General features: G+C 69.1%; 15 protein-coding genes and 2 tRNA genes. 5 read left to right on the top strand and 12 right to left on the bottom strand.

The genetic code is table 11. From position 1 onward, the window contains the following. Nucleotides 1-6 precede the first annotated feature (6 nt). Nucleotides 7-1,467, bottom strand: coding sequence for a trigger factor (tig, locus tag ACTJJ4_RS00770; RefSeq protein WP_440941612.1), 1,461 nt, complete (start codon nt 1,465-1,467; stop codon nt 7-9). Nucleotides 1,468-1,527: 60 nt separating this feature from the next. Then, nucleotides 1,528-1,604: transfer RNA gene (locus tag ACTJJ4_RS00765), tRNA-Pro, on the bottom strand. Nucleotides 1,605-1,710: 106 nt separating this feature from the next. On the opposite strand from ACTJJ4_RS00765, the gene ACTJJ4_RS00760 reads away from it, so the two are divergent. From ACTJJ4_RS00760 to ACTJJ4_RS00740, 5 genes are all read left to right on the top strand, one after another. After that, nucleotides 1,711-1,784: transfer RNA gene (locus ACTJJ4_RS00760), tRNA-Gly, on the top strand. Between the two features lie 159 nt (nt 1,785-1,943). Then, a complete protein-coding gene (locus ACTJJ4_RS00755) occupies nt 1,944-2,498 on the top strand; it encodes a SipW-dependent-type signal peptide-containing protein (RefSeq protein WP_440941611.1) in 555 nt (184 codons plus the stop codon). Continuing rightward, entirely contained in the window at nt 2,477-3,136 is a 660-nt protein-coding gene (locus tag ACTJJ4_RS00750) for a SipW-dependent-type signal peptide-containing protein (protein WP_440941610.1), read from the top strand. The genes ACTJJ4_RS00755 and ACTJJ4_RS00750 overlap by 22 nt, the downstream gene beginning before the upstream one ends. 4 nt (nt 3,137-3,140) lie before the next feature. Next, nucleotides 3,141-4,340, top strand: coding sequence for a hypothetical protein (locus ACTJJ4_RS00745; protein ID WP_440941609.1), 1,200 nt, complete (start codon nt 3,141-3,143; stop codon nt 4,338-4,340). Then, the gene (locus ACTJJ4_RS00740) at nt 4,337-4,843 is read left to right on the top strand and encodes a hypothetical protein (protein ID WP_440941608.1); all 507 of its coding nucleotides are present in this window, start codon (nt 4,337-4,339) and stop codon (nt 4,841-4,843) included. Before ACTJJ4_RS00745 ends, ACTJJ4_RS00740 begins: the two co-directional genes overlap by 4 nt. Nucleotides 4,844-4,936: 93 nt before the next feature. Here ACTJJ4_RS00740 and ACTJJ4_RS00735 read toward each other — a convergent pair whose 3' ends face one another. The 10 genes from ACTJJ4_RS00735 to uvrA form a co-directional block, all read right to left on the bottom strand. Next, complete coding sequence (locus ACTJJ4_RS00735) at nt 4,937-5,293, bottom strand: RNA polymerase-binding protein RbpA (RefSeq protein ID WP_285630213.1); 357 nt, start codon at nt 5,291-5,293, stop codon at nt 4,937-4,939. Further along, nucleotides 5,293-5,541 carry a preprotein translocase subunit SecG gene (secG, locus tag ACTJJ4_RS00730; RefSeq protein WP_285630212.1) on the bottom strand — a complete coding sequence of 83 codons (249 nt, stop codon included), beginning with the start codon at nt 5,539-5,541 and terminating at the stop codon, nt 5,293-5,295. The genes ACTJJ4_RS00735 and secG overlap by 1 nt, the downstream gene beginning before the upstream one ends. A gap of 83 nt (nt 5,542-5,624) precedes the next feature. Then, nucleotides 5,625-6,431: a triose-phosphate isomerase gene (gene tpiA, locus ACTJJ4_RS00725; protein ID WP_440941607.1), complete on the bottom strand. Its 807-nt coding sequence runs from the start codon at nt 6,429-6,431 to the stop codon at nt 5,625-5,627. Next, entirely contained in the window at nt 6,428-7,648 is a 1,221-nt protein-coding gene (locus ACTJJ4_RS00720) for a phosphoglycerate kinase (RefSeq protein ID WP_440941606.1), read from the bottom strand. The genes tpiA and ACTJJ4_RS00720 overlap by 4 nt, the downstream gene beginning before the upstream one ends. Nucleotides 7,649-7,658: 10 nt before the next feature. Beyond that, nucleotides 7,659-8,669 (bottom strand): type I glyceraldehyde-3-phosphate dehydrogenase, encoded by a 1,011-nt coding sequence (gene gap / locus ACTJJ4_RS00715; RefSeq protein WP_285630207.1) that lies wholly within the window; start codon nt 8,667-8,669, stop codon nt 7,659-7,661. Nucleotides 8,670-8,769: 100 nt separating this feature from the next. Next, nucleotides 8,770-9,396 (bottom strand): superoxide dismutase, encoded by a 627-nt coding sequence (locus tag ACTJJ4_RS00710; protein ID WP_285630205.1) that lies wholly within the window; start codon nt 9,394-9,396, stop codon nt 8,770-8,772. A 190-nt stretch (nt 9,397-9,586) separates the two neighbouring features. After that, nucleotides 9,587-10,573, bottom strand: coding sequence for a DNA-binding protein WhiA (gene whiA, locus ACTJJ4_RS00705; protein WP_285630203.1), 987 nt, complete (start codon nt 10,571-10,573; stop codon nt 9,587-9,589). Between the two features lie 86 nt (nt 10,574-10,659). Beyond that, the gene (gene rapZ / locus ACTJJ4_RS00700) at nt 10,660-11,532 is read right to left on the bottom strand and encodes an RNase adapter RapZ (RefSeq protein WP_440941605.1); all 873 of its coding nucleotides are present in this window, start codon (nt 11,530-11,532) and stop codon (nt 10,660-10,662) included. Nucleotides 11,533-11,560: 28 nt separating this feature from the next. Next, entirely contained in the window at nt 11,561-13,483 is a 1,923-nt protein-coding gene (uvrC, locus tag ACTJJ4_RS00695) for an excinuclease ABC subunit UvrC (protein WP_440941604.1), read from the bottom strand. Beyond that, a complete protein-coding gene (gene uvrA / locus ACTJJ4_RS00690) occupies nt 13,483-16,371 on the bottom strand; it encodes an excinuclease ABC subunit UvrA (RefSeq protein WP_440941603.1) in 2,889 nt (962 codons plus the stop codon). Before uvrA ends, uvrC begins: the two co-directional genes overlap by 1 nt.

The following is a 16,371-nucleotide window of genomic DNA, read 5'->3' as shown; positions in this document are numbered from 1 at the left end:
CCGCGATCACTCGGCCTTCTCGGCCTCGTCCTTCTTCGCGGCGGCCTTCTTGGCCGGAGCCTTCTTGGCAGCCGGCTTCTTCTCGGCGTCGTCGGCCTTGTCGGCGGCCTTCTTCGCAGGAGCCTTCTTGGCAGCCGGCTTCTTGGCGGGCTTCTCCTCGGCGGGGGCCTCCTCGGCCTCGGCCTCGTCGACGTCACCGATGAACTCGGACAGGTCGACCGGCTTGCCGTTGCTGTCGACGACCTTGACCTTGCCGAGCACCGAGGCGAGCGCCTTGTTGCGCGCGATCTCGCCGACGAGGGCGGGAAGCTGGCCCGCGCCCTGAAGAGCCTCGACGAACTCCTGCGGAGCCATGCCGTACTGCGCGGCGGACTGGACGATGTACTGGCTCAGCTCCTCCTGCGAGACCTGCACGTTCGCGCCCTCGGCGATCGTGTCCAGCAGCACCTGCGTGCGGAACTGCTTCTCGCTGGCCTCGGCGACCTCGGCGCGGTGCACGTCGTCCTCGAGACGGTTCTCGTTCTCGAGGTGGTTGTGCACCTCGTCCTCGATGAGCTGCGCGGGAACCGGGATCTCGACCTTCTCGAGCAGAGCCTCGATGAGCTGGTCGCGAGCGGCGGCGCCCTGCGTGAAGACGCCCTGCTGGCCGACGCGCTCGGCGAGGCTGTCGCGCAGCTCGGCGATGGTGTCGAACTCGGATGCCATCTGAGCGAAGTCGTCGTCGGCCTCGGGAAGCTCGCGCTCCTTGACGGCCTTGACGGTCACGGAGACCTCGGCCTCCTCGCCGGCGTGGTCGCCGCCGACGAGCTTGGAGCGGAAGGTGGTCTGCTCACCGGCGGTCAGCGAGTCGATCGCCTCGTCGATGCCCTCGAGCAGCTCGCCGGAGCCGACCTCGTAGGACACGCCGTCGGCGCGGTCGATCTCGTTCTCGTCGATGGTGGCGACCAGGTCCAGCTCGACGAAGTCGCCCTTGGCGGCCGGACGGTCGACGGGGATCAGCGTGCCGAAGCGAGCGCGCAGTCCGTCGAGCTCGGCATCGATGGCGGCGTCGTCGGTCTCGACGGCGTCGACCGTGAGGGTGATGTCGTCGTAGGCCGGGATCTCGATCTCGGGACGCACGTCGACCTCGACGTCGACCAGCAGGTCGCCGGAGAAGTCCTTCTCGTTCGGCCACTGGGTGATGTCGGCAGACGGGCGGCCCACGATGCGCACGTTGTGCTCGCTGGCGGCCTCGCGGAAGAACTTGTCGAGGCCCTCGTTGACGGCGTGCTCGATGACCGCACCGCGGCCGATGCGCTGGTCGATGATCGGCGCCGGGACCTTGCCCTTGCGGAAGCCGGGGATCTGCACGTCCTGGGCGATGTGCTCGTAGGCGTGCTCGATGCTCGGCTTGAGGTCCTCAGGGGTGACCGTGATGGTGAGCTTGACCCGGGTCGGGGACAGCTTCTCGACGGTGCTGTTGGCCATACTGGTGTGTTCTCCTTGTGGTTTCCGCGCGGGATGGCGCGGGCATGAAGTCTGTAGCCGTGGTCGGGGCGACAGGATTTGAACCTGCGACCTCCCGCTCCCAAAGCGGGCGCTCTACCAAGCTGAGCTACGCCCCGGCTTGAACCCGCGCGCACGGGAACGGCCTTGACGAGTCTAACGGACGAGAGCACGCTCGACGTCCGCTATGCTTTACGAGGCGCACCGCTCAGCGGGCCGCCGAGCGGGGATGTAGCTTAATGGTAAAGCCTTAGTCTTCCAAACTAATGACGCGGGTTCGATTCCCGTCATCCCCTCCAGCAAGGCCCTCGCCGCATCGGCGAGGGCCTTCTTGTTTCCCCGGCGATGGTCACCGTTCTGCATCGGTTGCGGAATACCTCCCCGATATTCCGATATGTCACTACGCTGACGCGAAAGCGTGCCTCCCCCACACGCCGTCCTGATGAGAAGGGAAACTCATGGACACCTCATCCGCTGCGAAGGGCCTGCGCCGACGCAGGATCTACGCCGTGCTCGCCGGTGGCCTCGTGCTCGGCGTGGGCACGGCGGTCACTCTGGCCGCCTGGAACGACTCCGAATTCGCGAAGAGCACCTTCACTGCGGGCTCGTTCGTGTTCCAGGGCTCCACCGACGGCACCGCCTTCGCCGATCATGCGTCCGAGGCAGGTGCAGCCGATCTGACCTTCCTGGTGAATCCGACGAACCTGTCCCCCGGCGACACGGTGTACGCCCCGTACGCCGTGAAGCTCACCGGGAGCTCGGCCGCCGATCTCACGCAGACCGTCGCGATCGCGTCCGGCGGAACGCTCATCGCCGCCGACCTCGCGTTCGACGCCGTGGCCACCACCGCCTTCGGCTGCGACGCGACTGCCTTCGCTGCGGGCACGGCGATCCCCACCTCGATCACCGCCGGTCAGACGGTGAACCTCTGCCTGAAGGTCTCGGCGACCGAGGACCTCGTGCAGGGCCACACGGGAACGGTGACGTGGAAGTGGGAAGCGGTATCGCAGTAGCCGCCCTCCGCTCCACCCGCCGCGAGCACCGTGCTCGGGCGCGACGTCTGAGATCGCGGCGCATCCGAGCCGTCCTCGCCGGCGGGCTGGTGCTGGGCGTCGGCTTCACGATGACACTGGCCGCCTGGACGGACCAGGAGCTCGCTTCGTCGACCGTCCAGGCGGGGACCTTCTCGGTCTCGTCCAGGACGGTCCAGACCGACCCGTTCGTGTCGCACGGCGCGGGAAGCCCGGCCGCTCTGCAACTCAACGCCACCGGCCTGTACCCGGGTGTCAGCCGAGCGGCGTGGATCCAGGTCCAGACGTCCGGGTCGCTGGGCGGCACGATCACCCTCACGAACGTGAGCGCGAGCGCGCCGGGTGCTGCCGATCAGGCGCTGATGAACGCGCTCACCGCCGTCGTCGTGCAGGTGGCGCAGCCGTCGGCGTGCACGACGACGACCACCAGCGCGACGATGCAGCCCTCGCCGCTGACGACGGTGCCGACCGGCGCTCAGCTGCCGCCCGCGACCCTGCAGGGCGGTGGCGCGAACACCGTGACCTACTGCGTCGTGCTCACCCTGCCCTCCACGGCCACGACGGCAGCCCAGGGCGGGACAGTCGTGCCGACGTGGACCTTCACCGGGACGACCGGGTGACCCGATGAACGCAGCCGTCCGGATCGCCGGTCGCGTGGGCCGTGCGCTCCGCGAGACGCTGCTCACGCTCGCCGCCGCCGGCGGGGTGGTCTGCGTCGTGCTGACGATCCTCGCCTTCACCGGCGGGTACTCGCTGATCATGTTCCGGACCGGCTCCATGTCACCGACCATCCCGGCCGGCTCGGTCGCGCTCGTGCAGAGGATCCCGGCATCCGATCTCGCGATCGGCGACGTGACGACCGTCGATCGCGCGGGCGAGCTGCCGATCACCCATCGGATCATCGACATCTCCCCCGGCCCCACATCGGCGCAGCGCATGATCACGATGAAGGGCGATGCGAACCCGAGCGCCGACCCCGCGCCGTACACGATCTCGGAGGCCAGGATCGTGCGCGGCTCGCTGCCGGGACTCGCATACGTCATCGTCTGGTTCGGCAGCCCCTGGGTGCTGGGAACCATCACCGTCGGTGCCGCGCTGCTGGTCACCTGGGCCTTCTGGCCGCGCGCGCGGAGACCGGCGCCCACCGATGCCGAGGACGAGTCCCCGGGCCCCTCGGACGACGCCCCGCCCTCCCCCGGGTTCGCGACGCGGCGCGAGCGTCGCTTGGGTCAGCACGTCGCCTCCTGCATCGCGATCGGGATGCTCGCCGTGCTGCCGTCCCTCTCGTCCGCCCCGCCCGCCGGGGCCGCGGAGCTGATCTCGATCACCTCGAACGGCGGTGGCACCCACGTGCTCGACGCGGTGCGCCCCTACGACTGGGACCTCGACATCGACGCCGCGTCCGCTCCCGCGGACGGTGAGCTGACCATCACCCTGCGCGGAGAAGGCCACGGCGTGGAGCTGTCGACGGTCGTGCGATCCTGCACAACCCGGTGGGAGGGGTCGGGATGCCCCGGCACGGCGACCACCCTCGGCACCGCCGCGCCGCTGAGGCTCGACGGCGCCGAGAAGCCGCTCCTCCGGCAGGCGACCCCGAGTGTCGTGCACCTGCGCATCTCCGTCACCGGCGGCGGTGACCCCATAGGCACCGCGACGCTCATCCTGCGCGCCACGGCCGAGCAGACCAGCGTGGAGCAGACCGTCGGGGCGACGGTCCTGCCTGCGACCGGCGGACCGTCGCCCACACTGCTCGCCGCCCCCGCGGCCGTCCTCACCGGCCTGGGCGCAGCCCTGATCGCCCGGCATCGGAGGCGGGAGCGATGACACGGCGTGCGCGCGTCGCGGCGACCGCCCTCGGGCTTCTCTGCCTGACGGGCGTGCTGCTTCCCGGTCTCCGCGCGACGGAGGCCGCCTGGACGGCCGATGCGGTGACGACCTCGACCGTCACTGCGGTCTCCGCCCCCACCACCGCGACTGGAGCGACCTGCAAGCCCACGAGCGCCCTCGTGGTCGGACTGCAGAAGGTCGACCTCGCCTGGTCGTCGACGCTGCCGCTCGCGGATCAGCGCGTGGACATCACGAAGAACGCCACCACGGCGCGCGACACCAGCCAGATCACGCTGACCGGCCAGACGGGCGGTGTGTACTCGTACACCGCCACATACGACACCGCGAAACTGCTCGGGCTGCTGAACCTCACCGACCTGCTCGGCGGAACCTACGGCATCAGCATCCAGACCGGCTATCCGAACACGACCTGGTACGCGCCTCCCAAGACCTTCACGCTCAACGTGATCCTCCTCGGCCTCGGCAGCACCTGCAGCTGAGCACGCGATCCCGCCGAGGCCGGCACTCGCTCGCAACGCACAGGACCCCCGGAACCGAGTCCCGGGGGTCCTGTGCGAAATGCGTGATGTGCGTCAGCGCTGGCCGCGACGCTCGCGGAGCTGCGTGAGCGCGTCCTCGAGCAGCTGCTCGGCCTCTTCGTCCGTACGACGCTCCTTCACGTAGGCGAGGTGCGTCTTGTACGGCTCGGCCTTGGCCAGAGCCGGCGGGTTCTGACGGTCGCGACCGGCCGGAAGACCCGTGTGCGGGTGGTCGATCGTGTCGGGGATCTCCTCCTCGGGCAGACCCGCGGCGAAGTAGCGGACCGTCTCGTTGCCCAGGCCGTCCCAGTACGACACCGCGATGCGGTCCGCGTGGTAGCCGTGATCCTGCTCCCCCATGGGGCCCGATCCGACCCGCGTGCCGCGGATCGCGTTTCCTCCGGTGGCCATCAGATCACCGAGAACTTCGTGATGAGGCCGAGCGCGACGATGGAGACGAACCACACCAGCGCGAGGATCACGGTGAACCGGTTGAGGTTCCGCTCCGCGAGGCCGGACGAGCCGACGGCCGCGGACATGCCGCCGCCGAACATGTCGGACAGGCCGCCGCCGCGGCCCTTGTGGAGCAGGATGAGGAGCGTCAGCAGAACGCTGCTGATACCCAGCAGGACCTGCAGCACGAACTCGAGAACAAGCACGAGATTGAAGCCTTTCGCCAGGGTCGGAAACGACCCGCCTAGCTGTCGATTATACGGTGGGGCGCCGCAGGCGCCCCACCGACTCACACGCCGACGTGCTTCTGGAAGCGCACGATGGCCGCGAACTCGTCGACGACCAGGCTCGCACCGCCCACCAGGGCGCCGTCCACGTCCGGTTCGCGCATGAAGCTGGCGATGTTGCCGGACTTCACCGATCCGCCGTACAGGATGCGGGTGCGCGCGGCCGCCTCGTCGTCCAGGACGCGCGCGATGACCGCACGCAGTGCCGCGCAGACCTCCTGCGCCTGTGCGGGAGTGGCCGCCTGCCCGGAGCCGATGGCCCAGACCGGCTCGTAGGCGACGACGATGTCGGCGGATGCCGGCACGCCCTCGAGCGCCTTCTCCAGCTGGCCGACGGGGACGGCGCTGCTGCCGAACCTCTCCAGGTCCTCGGCGGTCTCGCCGACGCAGATCACCGGCACTAGGCCGTGCTTCAGCGCCGCCTTCACCTTGGCGTTGACCAGCTCGTCGCTCTCCTGGTGGTACTCACGGCGCTCGGAGTGCCCGATGATCACCGATCCCACACCCAGCTTCGACAGGAACGCGCCCGAGATCTCGCCCGTGTACGCGCCCGAGTCGTGTGCGGAGAGGTCCTGCGCACCGAGACCGAACGGGATCTTGTCCGCGTCGATCAGGGTCTGCACCGATCGGATGTCGGTGAACGGCGGGAACACCGCCACCTCGACGGACCCGTTCTCGTGCCCGGCGTCCTTCAGCGTCCAGTGCAGCTTCTGCACGGTGGCGACCGCCTGCAGGTGGTCGAGGTTCATCTTCCAGTTCCCCGCGATCAGCGGGGTACGGGTCCTGTTCTGCGCAGCAGACGGATTCATAGAGACTGCCATCCGAGGACCTCCAGTCCGGGTAGCTTCTTGCCCTCGAGGAACTCGAGGCTTGCGCCGCCGCCGGTCGAGATGTGACCGAACTGATCGTCGGAGAACCCGAGCTGACGGACGGCCGCGGCGGAGTCGCCACCGCCGACGACGCCGAGACCGTCGACCTCGGTCAGCGCCGAGGCGACCGCCTTCGTGCCCGCCGCGAAGGCGGGGAACTCGAACACGCCCATCGGGCCGTTCCAGAACACGGTCTTCGAGTCGCGGATCGCGTCGGCGAAGCGCGCCGCGGTCTCCGGCCCGATGTCCAGGCCGATGCCGGATGCGCCGAACGAGCTCTGCTCGATGGCATCCGCGGCGACCGTCTCGTGCGCGGCATCCGCGGCGAAGCCGGAGGCGACGACCACGTCGGTCGGGAGCACCAGCTCCACCCCGCGCTCCTTCGCCTCGGCGATGTATCCGCGGACAGTGTCGAGCTGGTCCTTCTCGAGCAGGCTGGATGCCACGCCGTGGCCCTCCGCCGCGAGGAAGGTGAACAGCATTCCTCCGCCGACGAGCAGCCGGTCCACGCGCGGGAGCAGGTGCGAGATGACGCCGAGCTTGTCGCTGACCTTCGAACCGCCGAGCACCACCGTGTAGGGACGCTCCGGGTTCTCGGTCAGCCGGTCGAGCACGTCGAGCTCGGTCGCGATGAGCAGACCGGCGGCCGAGGGCAGGATCTGCGCGAGGTCGTACACGCTGGCCTGCTTGCGGTGCACGACGCCGAAGCCGTCCGAGACGAGTGCGTCGCCGAGCTCCGCGAGCTCACGGGCGAACGCCTCGCGCGTGGCGTCGTCCTTCGCGGTCTCCCCCGCGTTGAACCGCAGGTTCTCGAGCACGACGACACCGCCGTCCTCGAGCGAGGCGACCGCCTCGCGCGCGGACTCGCCCACGGTGTCGCGGGCGAAGGCCACCGGCTTGCCGAGCAGCTCCGACAGTCGCTGGGCCACCGGCGCCAGGCTGTACTGCGGGTCGGGCGCCCCGTCGGGGCGGCCCAGGTGCGAGCACACGATGACGCGTGCGCCGGCGTTGATCAGGGCGTTGAGGGTCGGCAGCGAGGCCCGAACACGACCATCGTCCGTTATGGCCCCGTCCCGCAGGGGGACGTTGAGGTCACAACGGACGATGACGCGCCTGCCCTCGAGGGAACCCAGAGATTCCAGGGTGCGCAGAGTCATGGGTATGAGCTTAGAGGCGCTCTGCCACGTACTCGGTCAGGTCGACCAGGCGGTTGGAGTAGCCCCACTCGTTGTCGTACCAGGCGGAGACCTTGACCAGGTTGCCGCTGACGTTGGTCAGCCCGGAGTCGAAGATCGAGGAGTGCGCGTTGAGCTGGATGTCGCTCGACACGATCTCGTCCGAGGTGTACTCCAGGATGCCGTTCAGGCGACCCTCCGCAGCGGCCTCGCGGTACGCGGCGTTGATCTCGTCGACGGTCAGGTCGTCGCGGTCGGCGATGATCGTCAGGTCCACGATCGAGCCGGTGGGAACCGGGACGCGGTAGGAGGAGCCGCTGAGCTTGCCGTTCAGCTCCGGCAGGACCAGGCCGATGGCCTTGGCCGCGCCGGTCGAGGCCGGGACGATGTTGATCGCGGCGGCGCGGGCGCGACGCAGGTCGCTGTGCGGACCGTCCTGCAGGTTCTGGTCGGCCGTGTACGCGTGCGCGGTCATCATGAAGCCGCGCTCGATGCCGAAGGTGTCGTTGAACACCTTCGCGAGCGGCGCGAGGCAGTTCGTGGTGCAGGACGCGTTGGAGATGATGTTGTGGTTCGCCGCGTCGTAGGTGTCCTCGTTCACGCCCATGACGAAGGTGCCGTCGACGTCGGTGCCCGGTGCGGAGATGATGACCTTCTTGGCGCCACCGGCGATGTGCTTGGCGGCGTCAGCGGCCTTGGTGAAGCGTCCGGTCGACTCGATGACGATGTCCACGCCCAGCTCGCCCCACGGGAGGTTGGCGGGGTCGCGCTCCTCGAACACCTTGATGGCCTTGCCGCCGACGGTGATGACATCGCCCTCGTGCGAGACCTCGACGCCCAGGGGGCCGCCGACCGAGTCGTACTTCAGGAGATGGGCGAGTGCCGCGTTGTCGGTGAGGTCGTTGACAGCCACGACCTCGAGGTCAGCGTTCTGCGCGAGAGCTGCGCGGAGGAAGTTTCTTCCGATACGACCGAAGCCGTTGATACCGATCTTGACAGACACGAAAGTCTCCTGGTTCTTAACAAGGGAATTGCGTAATTTTCGCGGATTGCGCGGACAACGGCGTCCTGATGGGCAAATCGCCCATCAGGACGCCCATCTTTTACGACAGTACCAGCAGACCGGAGGTCTTCTCACGCGCTGTTTCAAACCGCTGCGCGACGTTCTCCCAGTTGGCGATGTTCCACGCCGCCTTGATGTAGTCCGCCTTGACGTTCAGGTAGTCGAGGTAGAAGGCGTGCTCCCACATGTCGAGCTGGAACAGCGGCACCGTGCCCTGGGCGGTGTTCGCCTGCTGGTCGAACAGCTGCTGGATGATCAGGCGCGCGCCGATCGGGTCCCAGCTCAGCACGGCCCAGCCGGAGCCCTGGATGCCGGCAGCCGCAGCCGCGAAGTGGGCCTGGAACTTCTCGAACGAGCCGAAGAACTCGTCGATGGCGGCCTTCAGCTCACCCTCGGGCTGACCGCCGCCGTTCGGCGACAGGTTCGTCCAGAAGATGGAGTGGTTGACGTGACCGCCGAGGTTGAACGCGAGGTCCTTCTCGAGCTTGTTCACGTTGGCCAGGTTGCCGGAGTCGCGAGCCTCGGCGAGGGCGTCGAGGGCGGCGTTGGCGCCGGCGACGTAGGCGGCGTGGTGCTTGTCATGGTGGAGTTCCATGATCTTGCCGCTGATGTGGGGCTCGAGAGCCGCGAAGTCGTAGGGAAGGTCGGGCAGCGTGTAAGTCGCCATGTCGATTTCATCCAATCCGCGCCGCGCCGCGGCGCTTGCGTTCTCCACGGCGCCGTGTGCGCCGCGAAGCAGACGTTTCACATCCTACTGAGGTGAACAACGCGACGGTCGGAACCTTCCACGGATGACGAGAACGGCCCCTGCCCGCGCGTGTCGAACGCGTCGGCAGGGGCCGTCTGGTCTGGTCCCGTCAGTCCTCGAGCCCGGCCGGGACGGCGGCCTCGGTGCCCGGGATGCCGTCCTGCTGGGCGCGCTTGTCGGCCATGGCGAGGAGGCGGCGGATGCGGCCGGCGACCGCATCCTTGGTGAGCGGCGGGTCGGCGTGGTGCCCGAGCTCGTCGAGGCTGGCGTCGCGATGCGCGAGCCGCAGGTTGCCTGCGGTGCGCAGGTGGTCGGGGACGTCGTCGCCGAGGATCTCGAGCGCGCGCTCGACGCGCGCGCACGCCGCGACCGCCGCCTGCGCGGAACGGCGCAGGTTGGCGTCGTCGAAGTTCACGAGACGGTTCACGCCTGCGCGCACCTCACGGCGCTGACGCATCTCCTCCCAGGCCGCGGCGGTGCGACGTGCACCCATCGCGGCGAGGATCGCGCGGATGGCCTCGCCCTCGCGGACGACCACACGCGGCAGACCGCGCACCTCGCGCGCCTTCGCCGTGACGCCGAGACGGTGCGCGGCGCCGACCAGTGCCATCGCGGCCTCGCCGGTCGGGCAGGCGACCTCGAGCATCGCGGAGCGGCCCGGCTCGCTGAGGGATCCGGCCGCGAGGAAGGCGCCGCGCCAGATGCCGGCGAGCTCCTCAGGGGATCCGGTGGTCAGACGGTTCGGAAGACCGCGCACGGGACGACGACGGGCATCCAGCAGACCGGTCTGACGGGCGAGGGTCTCCCCCGGGCCGATCACGCGCACGGCCCAGCGAGCGCCGTCGCCGCCGCTCTGCGCGGTGCTGGCCTTCACCTGGGCGATCTCGGGGCGGACACCGTAGATCTCGGCGAGGTCGCGGCTCACGCGGCGCGCCAGCAGCTCGGCGTCGACCTCTGCCTCGACGGCCACCCGGCCGGCGATCGAGTGCAGTCCACCGGCGAACCGAAGGATCGTCGTCACCTCTGCGACGCGCACCGTAGGGGGCGCATTGCGGATGCTGACGAGCTCGGCCTTGACGTCGGTGGTTAGTGCCACGGGACTCCTTCACGATCCTGGCGTCGGATCGCGACGCAAGGGACTAGCCTACAAGGCCGCAGGCGCTCCCACCGACTCGGAGCGCATCATTCGCGCCCGAGATCCCTGTGCCGGACGTTGACGGCCACCCCGGGCGCATCCGCGATACGACGGGCCAGCTCCTCCGCCATGGCGACGGAGCGGTGCTTGCCGCCCGTGCATCCGATGGCCACGGTGGAGTGGCTCTTGTTCTCGCGCTGGTAGCCCTCCAGCACCGGGCGCAGCGCCTGCACGTAGGCGGCCAGGAACTCCTCGGCGCCGGGCCGGGACAGCACGTAGTCGCGCACCTCGGCGTCCTGACCGGTGTGGTCGCGCAGCTCCTCGTTCCAGAACGGGTTCGGCAGGAAGCGCATGTCCGCGACGAGGTCGACATCCGTCGGGACGCCGTACTTGAAGCCGAAGCTCAGGAAGGTCAGCCGGTGGCGCGCGGCGCCCTCCTCTGAGAACATCTCGGAGACCTGCGTGGCCAGCTGGTGGATGTTCAGGCTCGATGTGTCGATGAGCACGTCGGCGGCCTCGCGGATCGGCGCCAGGCGGCTGCGCTCGGTGCGGATGCCGTCCAGCAGCGTGCCGTCGCCCTGCAGCGGATGCGGCCGCCGGACCGACTCGAACCGGCGCACCAGCACGTCGTCGGAGGCGTCGAGGAAGAGCACCTTGACACCGCCTCGATCGCGCAGCGCCCTGGCCACTCCGGGGAAGTCGTCGAACAGGTTGCGTCCGCGCACGTCCACCACCGCGGCGATCTTGGGCAGGTTGGCACCGCCCATGTCGGTGAGCTCCAGCAGCGGCCGGAGGATCTGCGGCGGCAGGTTGTCGACGACGTACCAGCCGAGGTCCTCGAGCGCGTTCGCGGCCGTCGAGCGCCCTGCGCCCGACATGCCCGTGACGATCAGGAACTCGCCCTCAGCTGCGGCCGTCATCGTCGTCTCCCTTCCCCTGCGACCCAGCCTATCGACTCGGGGCGGCCGGACGGCCGGAGAGATGCTCGTGGATGCCGTCGGCGAGGGCGGGTCCGATGCCGTTCACCTCGCGGATCTGCTCCGGCGTCGCCGCGCGCAGGGCCGTGACCGAACCGAAGTGCTTGAGCAGCGCCTTGATGCGCGACTCGCCGAGTCCGGGGATCTCGCTGAGGATCGTGGTGATGTCGCGCCGCCGCCGGCGCCGCTGATGCGTGATCGCGAAGCGGTGGGCCTCGTCGCGCAGGCGCTGCACGAGGTAGAGGGCCTCACTGGTGCGGGGCAGGATCACCGGGAAGTCGTCGTCCGGGAGCCACAGCTCCTCGAGGCGCTTCGCGATGCCGGCCAGCGCGATGTCGGTTCTTCCGCTGTCGCGCAGCGCGCGTGCGGCGGCGTTCACCTGCGGCTGCCCGCCGTCGACCAAGAGCAGCTGCGGCTTGTAGGCGAAGCGCCGGCGCTTGGGCGCCTCCACCACCTCGGCGTCCGGGTCGGCTGCATCCGGAACTGCGGCATCCGCGGCATCCGCCGGCACCGGCTCGTCGACCCGCGCGAGTCTCCTCATCAGCACCTGGTACATCGAGTCGGTGTCGTCCGTGGTCTCGGCGATGTTGAACGAGCGGTACTGATCCTTGCGGGGCAGCCCGTCCTCGAACACGACCATCGAGGCGACGACGTTCGTGCCGCTCAGGTGCGAGATGTCGTAGCACTCGATCCGCAGCGGGGCCTCGCTCATGCCGAGCGCCTCCTGCAGATCGGTGAGGGCCTGCGTGCGCGCGACGTAGTCGCTGGTGCGCCGGGTCTTGTGGCGCAGCAGCGCCTGCTGCGCGTTCAGCGTGGCGGTGCGCATGAGCTCGGCGCGCTGGCCTCTGTGCGCGACCGCGATCTCCACGCGCTTGCCGCGGCGCTCGCGCAGCCACTGCTCGAGCTCGGCCGCGTCGTCCGGGAGCGCGGGGACGAGCACGCGGCGCGGGATGTCGACGGCATCGCCGTACACGCGCTGCAGCACCTGGTCGACGAGTTCGGCGCCGGAGATGTCGATCTCCTTGTCGATGGCGAGCGAGCGCACACCGCGCACGCGACCCCCGCGGATCACGAAGTGGTGCACGGCCGCCGACAGCTCGTCCTCTGCCAGCCCGAACAGATCGGCGTCCTCGTCGGCGGGGAGCACGAGCGCGCTCTTGCCGAGCACGGCCTCGATCGACGCGAGCTTGTCGCGGTACTTCGCCGCCGCCTCGTAGTCCATCGCGGCCGACGCGGCGAGCATCCGCTTCGTGAGGTCCTTCGTGAATCGCTCGTCGCCGCCGGCCATGAAGGCGACGAAGTCGTCGACCATGGCCCTGTGCTCCTCGATCGTGCATGTCATCGAGCAGGGTCCGCCGCACTTGCCGATCTGGCCGGGGAAGCACGGACGCCCCGTCTGCATCGCCCGCTTGTAGCTGGCGTCGCTGCAGGTGCGGATCGGGAAGGCCTTGATCATCAGGTCGATCGTGTCGTGCACAGCCCACACCTTGGGGTAGGGCCCGAAGTAGCGCGCGCCGGGGATCTTCCGATTCCTCGTGACGATCACCCGCGGCGCCTCGTCCGCGAGCGTGATCGCCATGAACGGGTAGGACTTGTCGTCCTTGTAGCGCACGTTGAACGGCGGATCGAACTCCTTGATCCACATGTACTCCAGCTGCAGGGAATCCACGTCGGTGGCGACGACGGTCCACTCCACGGAAGCCGCGGTCGTGACCATCCGCCGGGTGCGCTCGTGCAGGGTGCGCAGCGGGGCGAAGTAGTTCGACAGCCGCTGCCGGAGGTTCTTCGCCTTGCCGACGTACAGCACCCGCCCGTCGGCATCCCGGAAGCGGTACACACCGGGATCCGTGGGGATCTCCCCCGTCCGCGGCTTGTACGGCAGGACGTCGGCCATCAGCCCGCCTTGCGCGTGGCCCGGCCCTCGCCCAGGATCTCGGCGAGGAAGCGCCCGGTGTGGCTCTCCTCCACGTCCGCGATCTGCTCGGGCGTGCCGGTGGCGAGGATCTCGCCGCCACCGGAGCCGCCTTCCGGGCCGAGGTCGATCACCCAGTCGGACGACTTGATCACATCGAGGTTGTGCTCGATCACGATCACCGTGTTGCCCTTGTCGACGAGCCCGTTCAGCACCTCGAGGAGCTTGCGGACGTCTTCGAAGTGCAGACCGGTGGTCGGCTCGTCGAGCACGTAGATGCTCCGGCCGTTGCTGCGCCGCTGCAGTTCCGTGGCGAGCTTGACGCGCTGCGCCTCGCCACCGGACAGCGTCGTGGCCGCCTGACCGAGCCGCACGTATCCCAGGCCGACGTCGACCAGGGTCTTCATGTAGCGGTGGATCGCCTGGATCGGCTCGAAGAACTCCGCGGCCTCGGCGATGGGCATCTCGAGCACCTCGGCGATGTTCTTGCCCTTGTAGTGCACGGCCAGGGTGTCGCGGTTGTACCGCTTGCCGTGGCAGACCTCGCAGTCCACGTACACGTCGGGGAGGAAGTTCATCTCGATCTTGATCGTGCCGTCGCCCGAGCAGGCGTCGCAGCGCCCGCCCTTGACGTTGAAGCTGAACCGGCCCGGCTGATAGCCGCGCACCTTCGCCTCGGGGGTCTCGCTGAACAGCGTGCGGATGCGGTCGAAGACGCCCGTGTACGTGGCCGGGTTCGACCGCGGCGTGCGGCCGATCGGCGCCTGGTCGACGTGCACGACCTTGTCGAGGTTGTCGAGTCCGGTGACGCGGGTGTGCTTGCCTGGCACGGTGCGGGCGCCGTTGAGACGCCCGGCGAGCACCTGGTACAGGATGTCGTTGACCAGGGACGACTTGCCCGAGCCGCTCACTCCCGTGACGGCGGTGAGCACACCGAGCGGGAACTCGGCGGTCACGTTCTTCAGGTTGTTGGCGCGCGCGCCCACGACGGACAGCATCCGCTTGCGGTCGATCTTGCGGCGCTTCTTCGGCGTGGCGATCTCACGGCGGCCGGCGAGGTAGTCGCCGGTCATCGACTCGGTCTCGGCGAGCAGCGCCGAGTAGGGGCCGGAGTGCACGACCGCTCCCCCGTTGACGCCGGCGCCCGGTCCGATGTCGACCACCCAGTCGGCCGCCTCGATCGTCTCCTCGTCGTGCTCGACGACGATCAGCGTGTTGCCGAGGTCGCGGAGGCGGACGAGGGTCTCGATCAGCCGGCGGTTGTCGCGCTGATGCAGGCCGATCGACGGCTCGTCGAGCACGTAGAGCACGCCGGTCAGGCCGGAGCCGATCTGCGTCGCGAGGCGGATGCGCTGCGCCTCACCGCCCGAGAGCGACCCGGCGGAGCGCCCGAGGTTCAGGTACGACAGGCCCACCTGCAGCAGGAACTCCAGCCGCAGCCGGATCTCGCGCAGCACCTGGGCTGCGATCTTGGCCTCGCGCTCGGTGAGCTCGAGGGTGTGCATGAAGCGGCTGGCGTCGGCCAGACTCAGGCTCGAGACCTCGGCGATCGAGTGGCCGTGCACCTTGACCGCGAGCACCTCGGGCTTGAGACGTGCCCCGTCGCAGACCGGGCACGGCACCTCGCGCAGGTACTCGCCCCAGCGTCCGCGCTGCGTGTCGGACTCCGCCTGCATGTACTGGCGCTCGATGTAGGGCACGACGCCCTCGAAGCCGGAGGTGTACCGCATCTCGCGTCCGTAGCGGTTCTTCCACTTGACGCTGACCTTGTAGTTGTCCCCGCGCAGCACCGCCTCGCGCACGTCGGAGTGCAGCTGGTTCCAGGGGGTGTCCAGCGAGAAGTCCAGGTCGCGCGCGAGACCTTCGAGCAGGCGCTCGTAGTACTGGAACAGCCCCTTGCCCTGCGTGGTCCAGGGCAGGATGACGCCCTCGCGGATCGACAGCTCCTCGTCGCCGAGCATGAGGTCGACGTCGACGGACATCCGGGTTCCGAGGCCGGAGCACGCCGGGCAGGCGCCGAACGGCGCGTTGAACGAGAACGTGCGCGGCTCGATCTCGGTGAGGGTGATCGGATGTCCGTTCGGGCAGGCGAGCTTCTCGGAGAACGACTGCCAGGCGTCGTCGCCCTCCTCGTCGACGAAGTTGACCTGCATGATCCCGCCGGCCAGTCCCAGCGCGGTCTCGACGGAGTCGGTGACGCGTCCGAGGATGTCGGCGGATGCGACCAGGCGGTCGACGACGACGGCGATGTCGTGCTTGTAGCTCTTCTTCAGCGCGGGCGGCTCGGCGAGCTGGATCAGGTCGCCGTCGACGATCGCTCGGGAGTAGCCCTTGGCGCCGAGCTCCTTGAAGAGGTCGACGAACTCGCCCTTCTTCTGCGTGACCACCGGCGCGACGATCTGGTACCGGGTGCGCTCGGGGAGCTCCATGAGCTGATCGGCGATCTGCTGCACGGTCTGCCGCTGGATGCGCTCACCGCACTCGGGGCAGTGCGGGATGCCGATGCGGGCCCACAGCAGTCGCATGTAGTCGTGGATCTCGGTGATGGTGCCGACTGTGGAGCGCGGGTTGCGGTTGGTCGACTTCTGGTCGATCGAGACCGCGGGGCTGAGGCCCTCGATGAAGTCGACGTCGGGCCTGTCCACCTGGCCCAGGAACTGGCGCGCGTACGCGCTCAGCGATTCGACGTAGCGGCGCTGCCCCTCGGCGAAGATCGTGTCGAAGGCCAGGCTCGACTTGCCGGACCCCGACAGCCCCGTGAACACGACGAGCGAGTCGCGCGGGATGTCGATGTCGACGTTCTTGAGATTGTGCACGCGGGCACCGCGAACACTGAGTTTTCCGGAGGAGGCGACGGGAACAATGGGCAC

The organism is Microbacterium sp. 22195, from assembly GCF_052056515.1.
Classification (GTDB): domain Bacteria; phylum Actinomycetota; class Actinomycetes; order Actinomycetales; family Microbacteriaceae; genus Microbacterium.
This window is presented reverse-complemented; position numbering and strand designations above follow the sequence as displayed.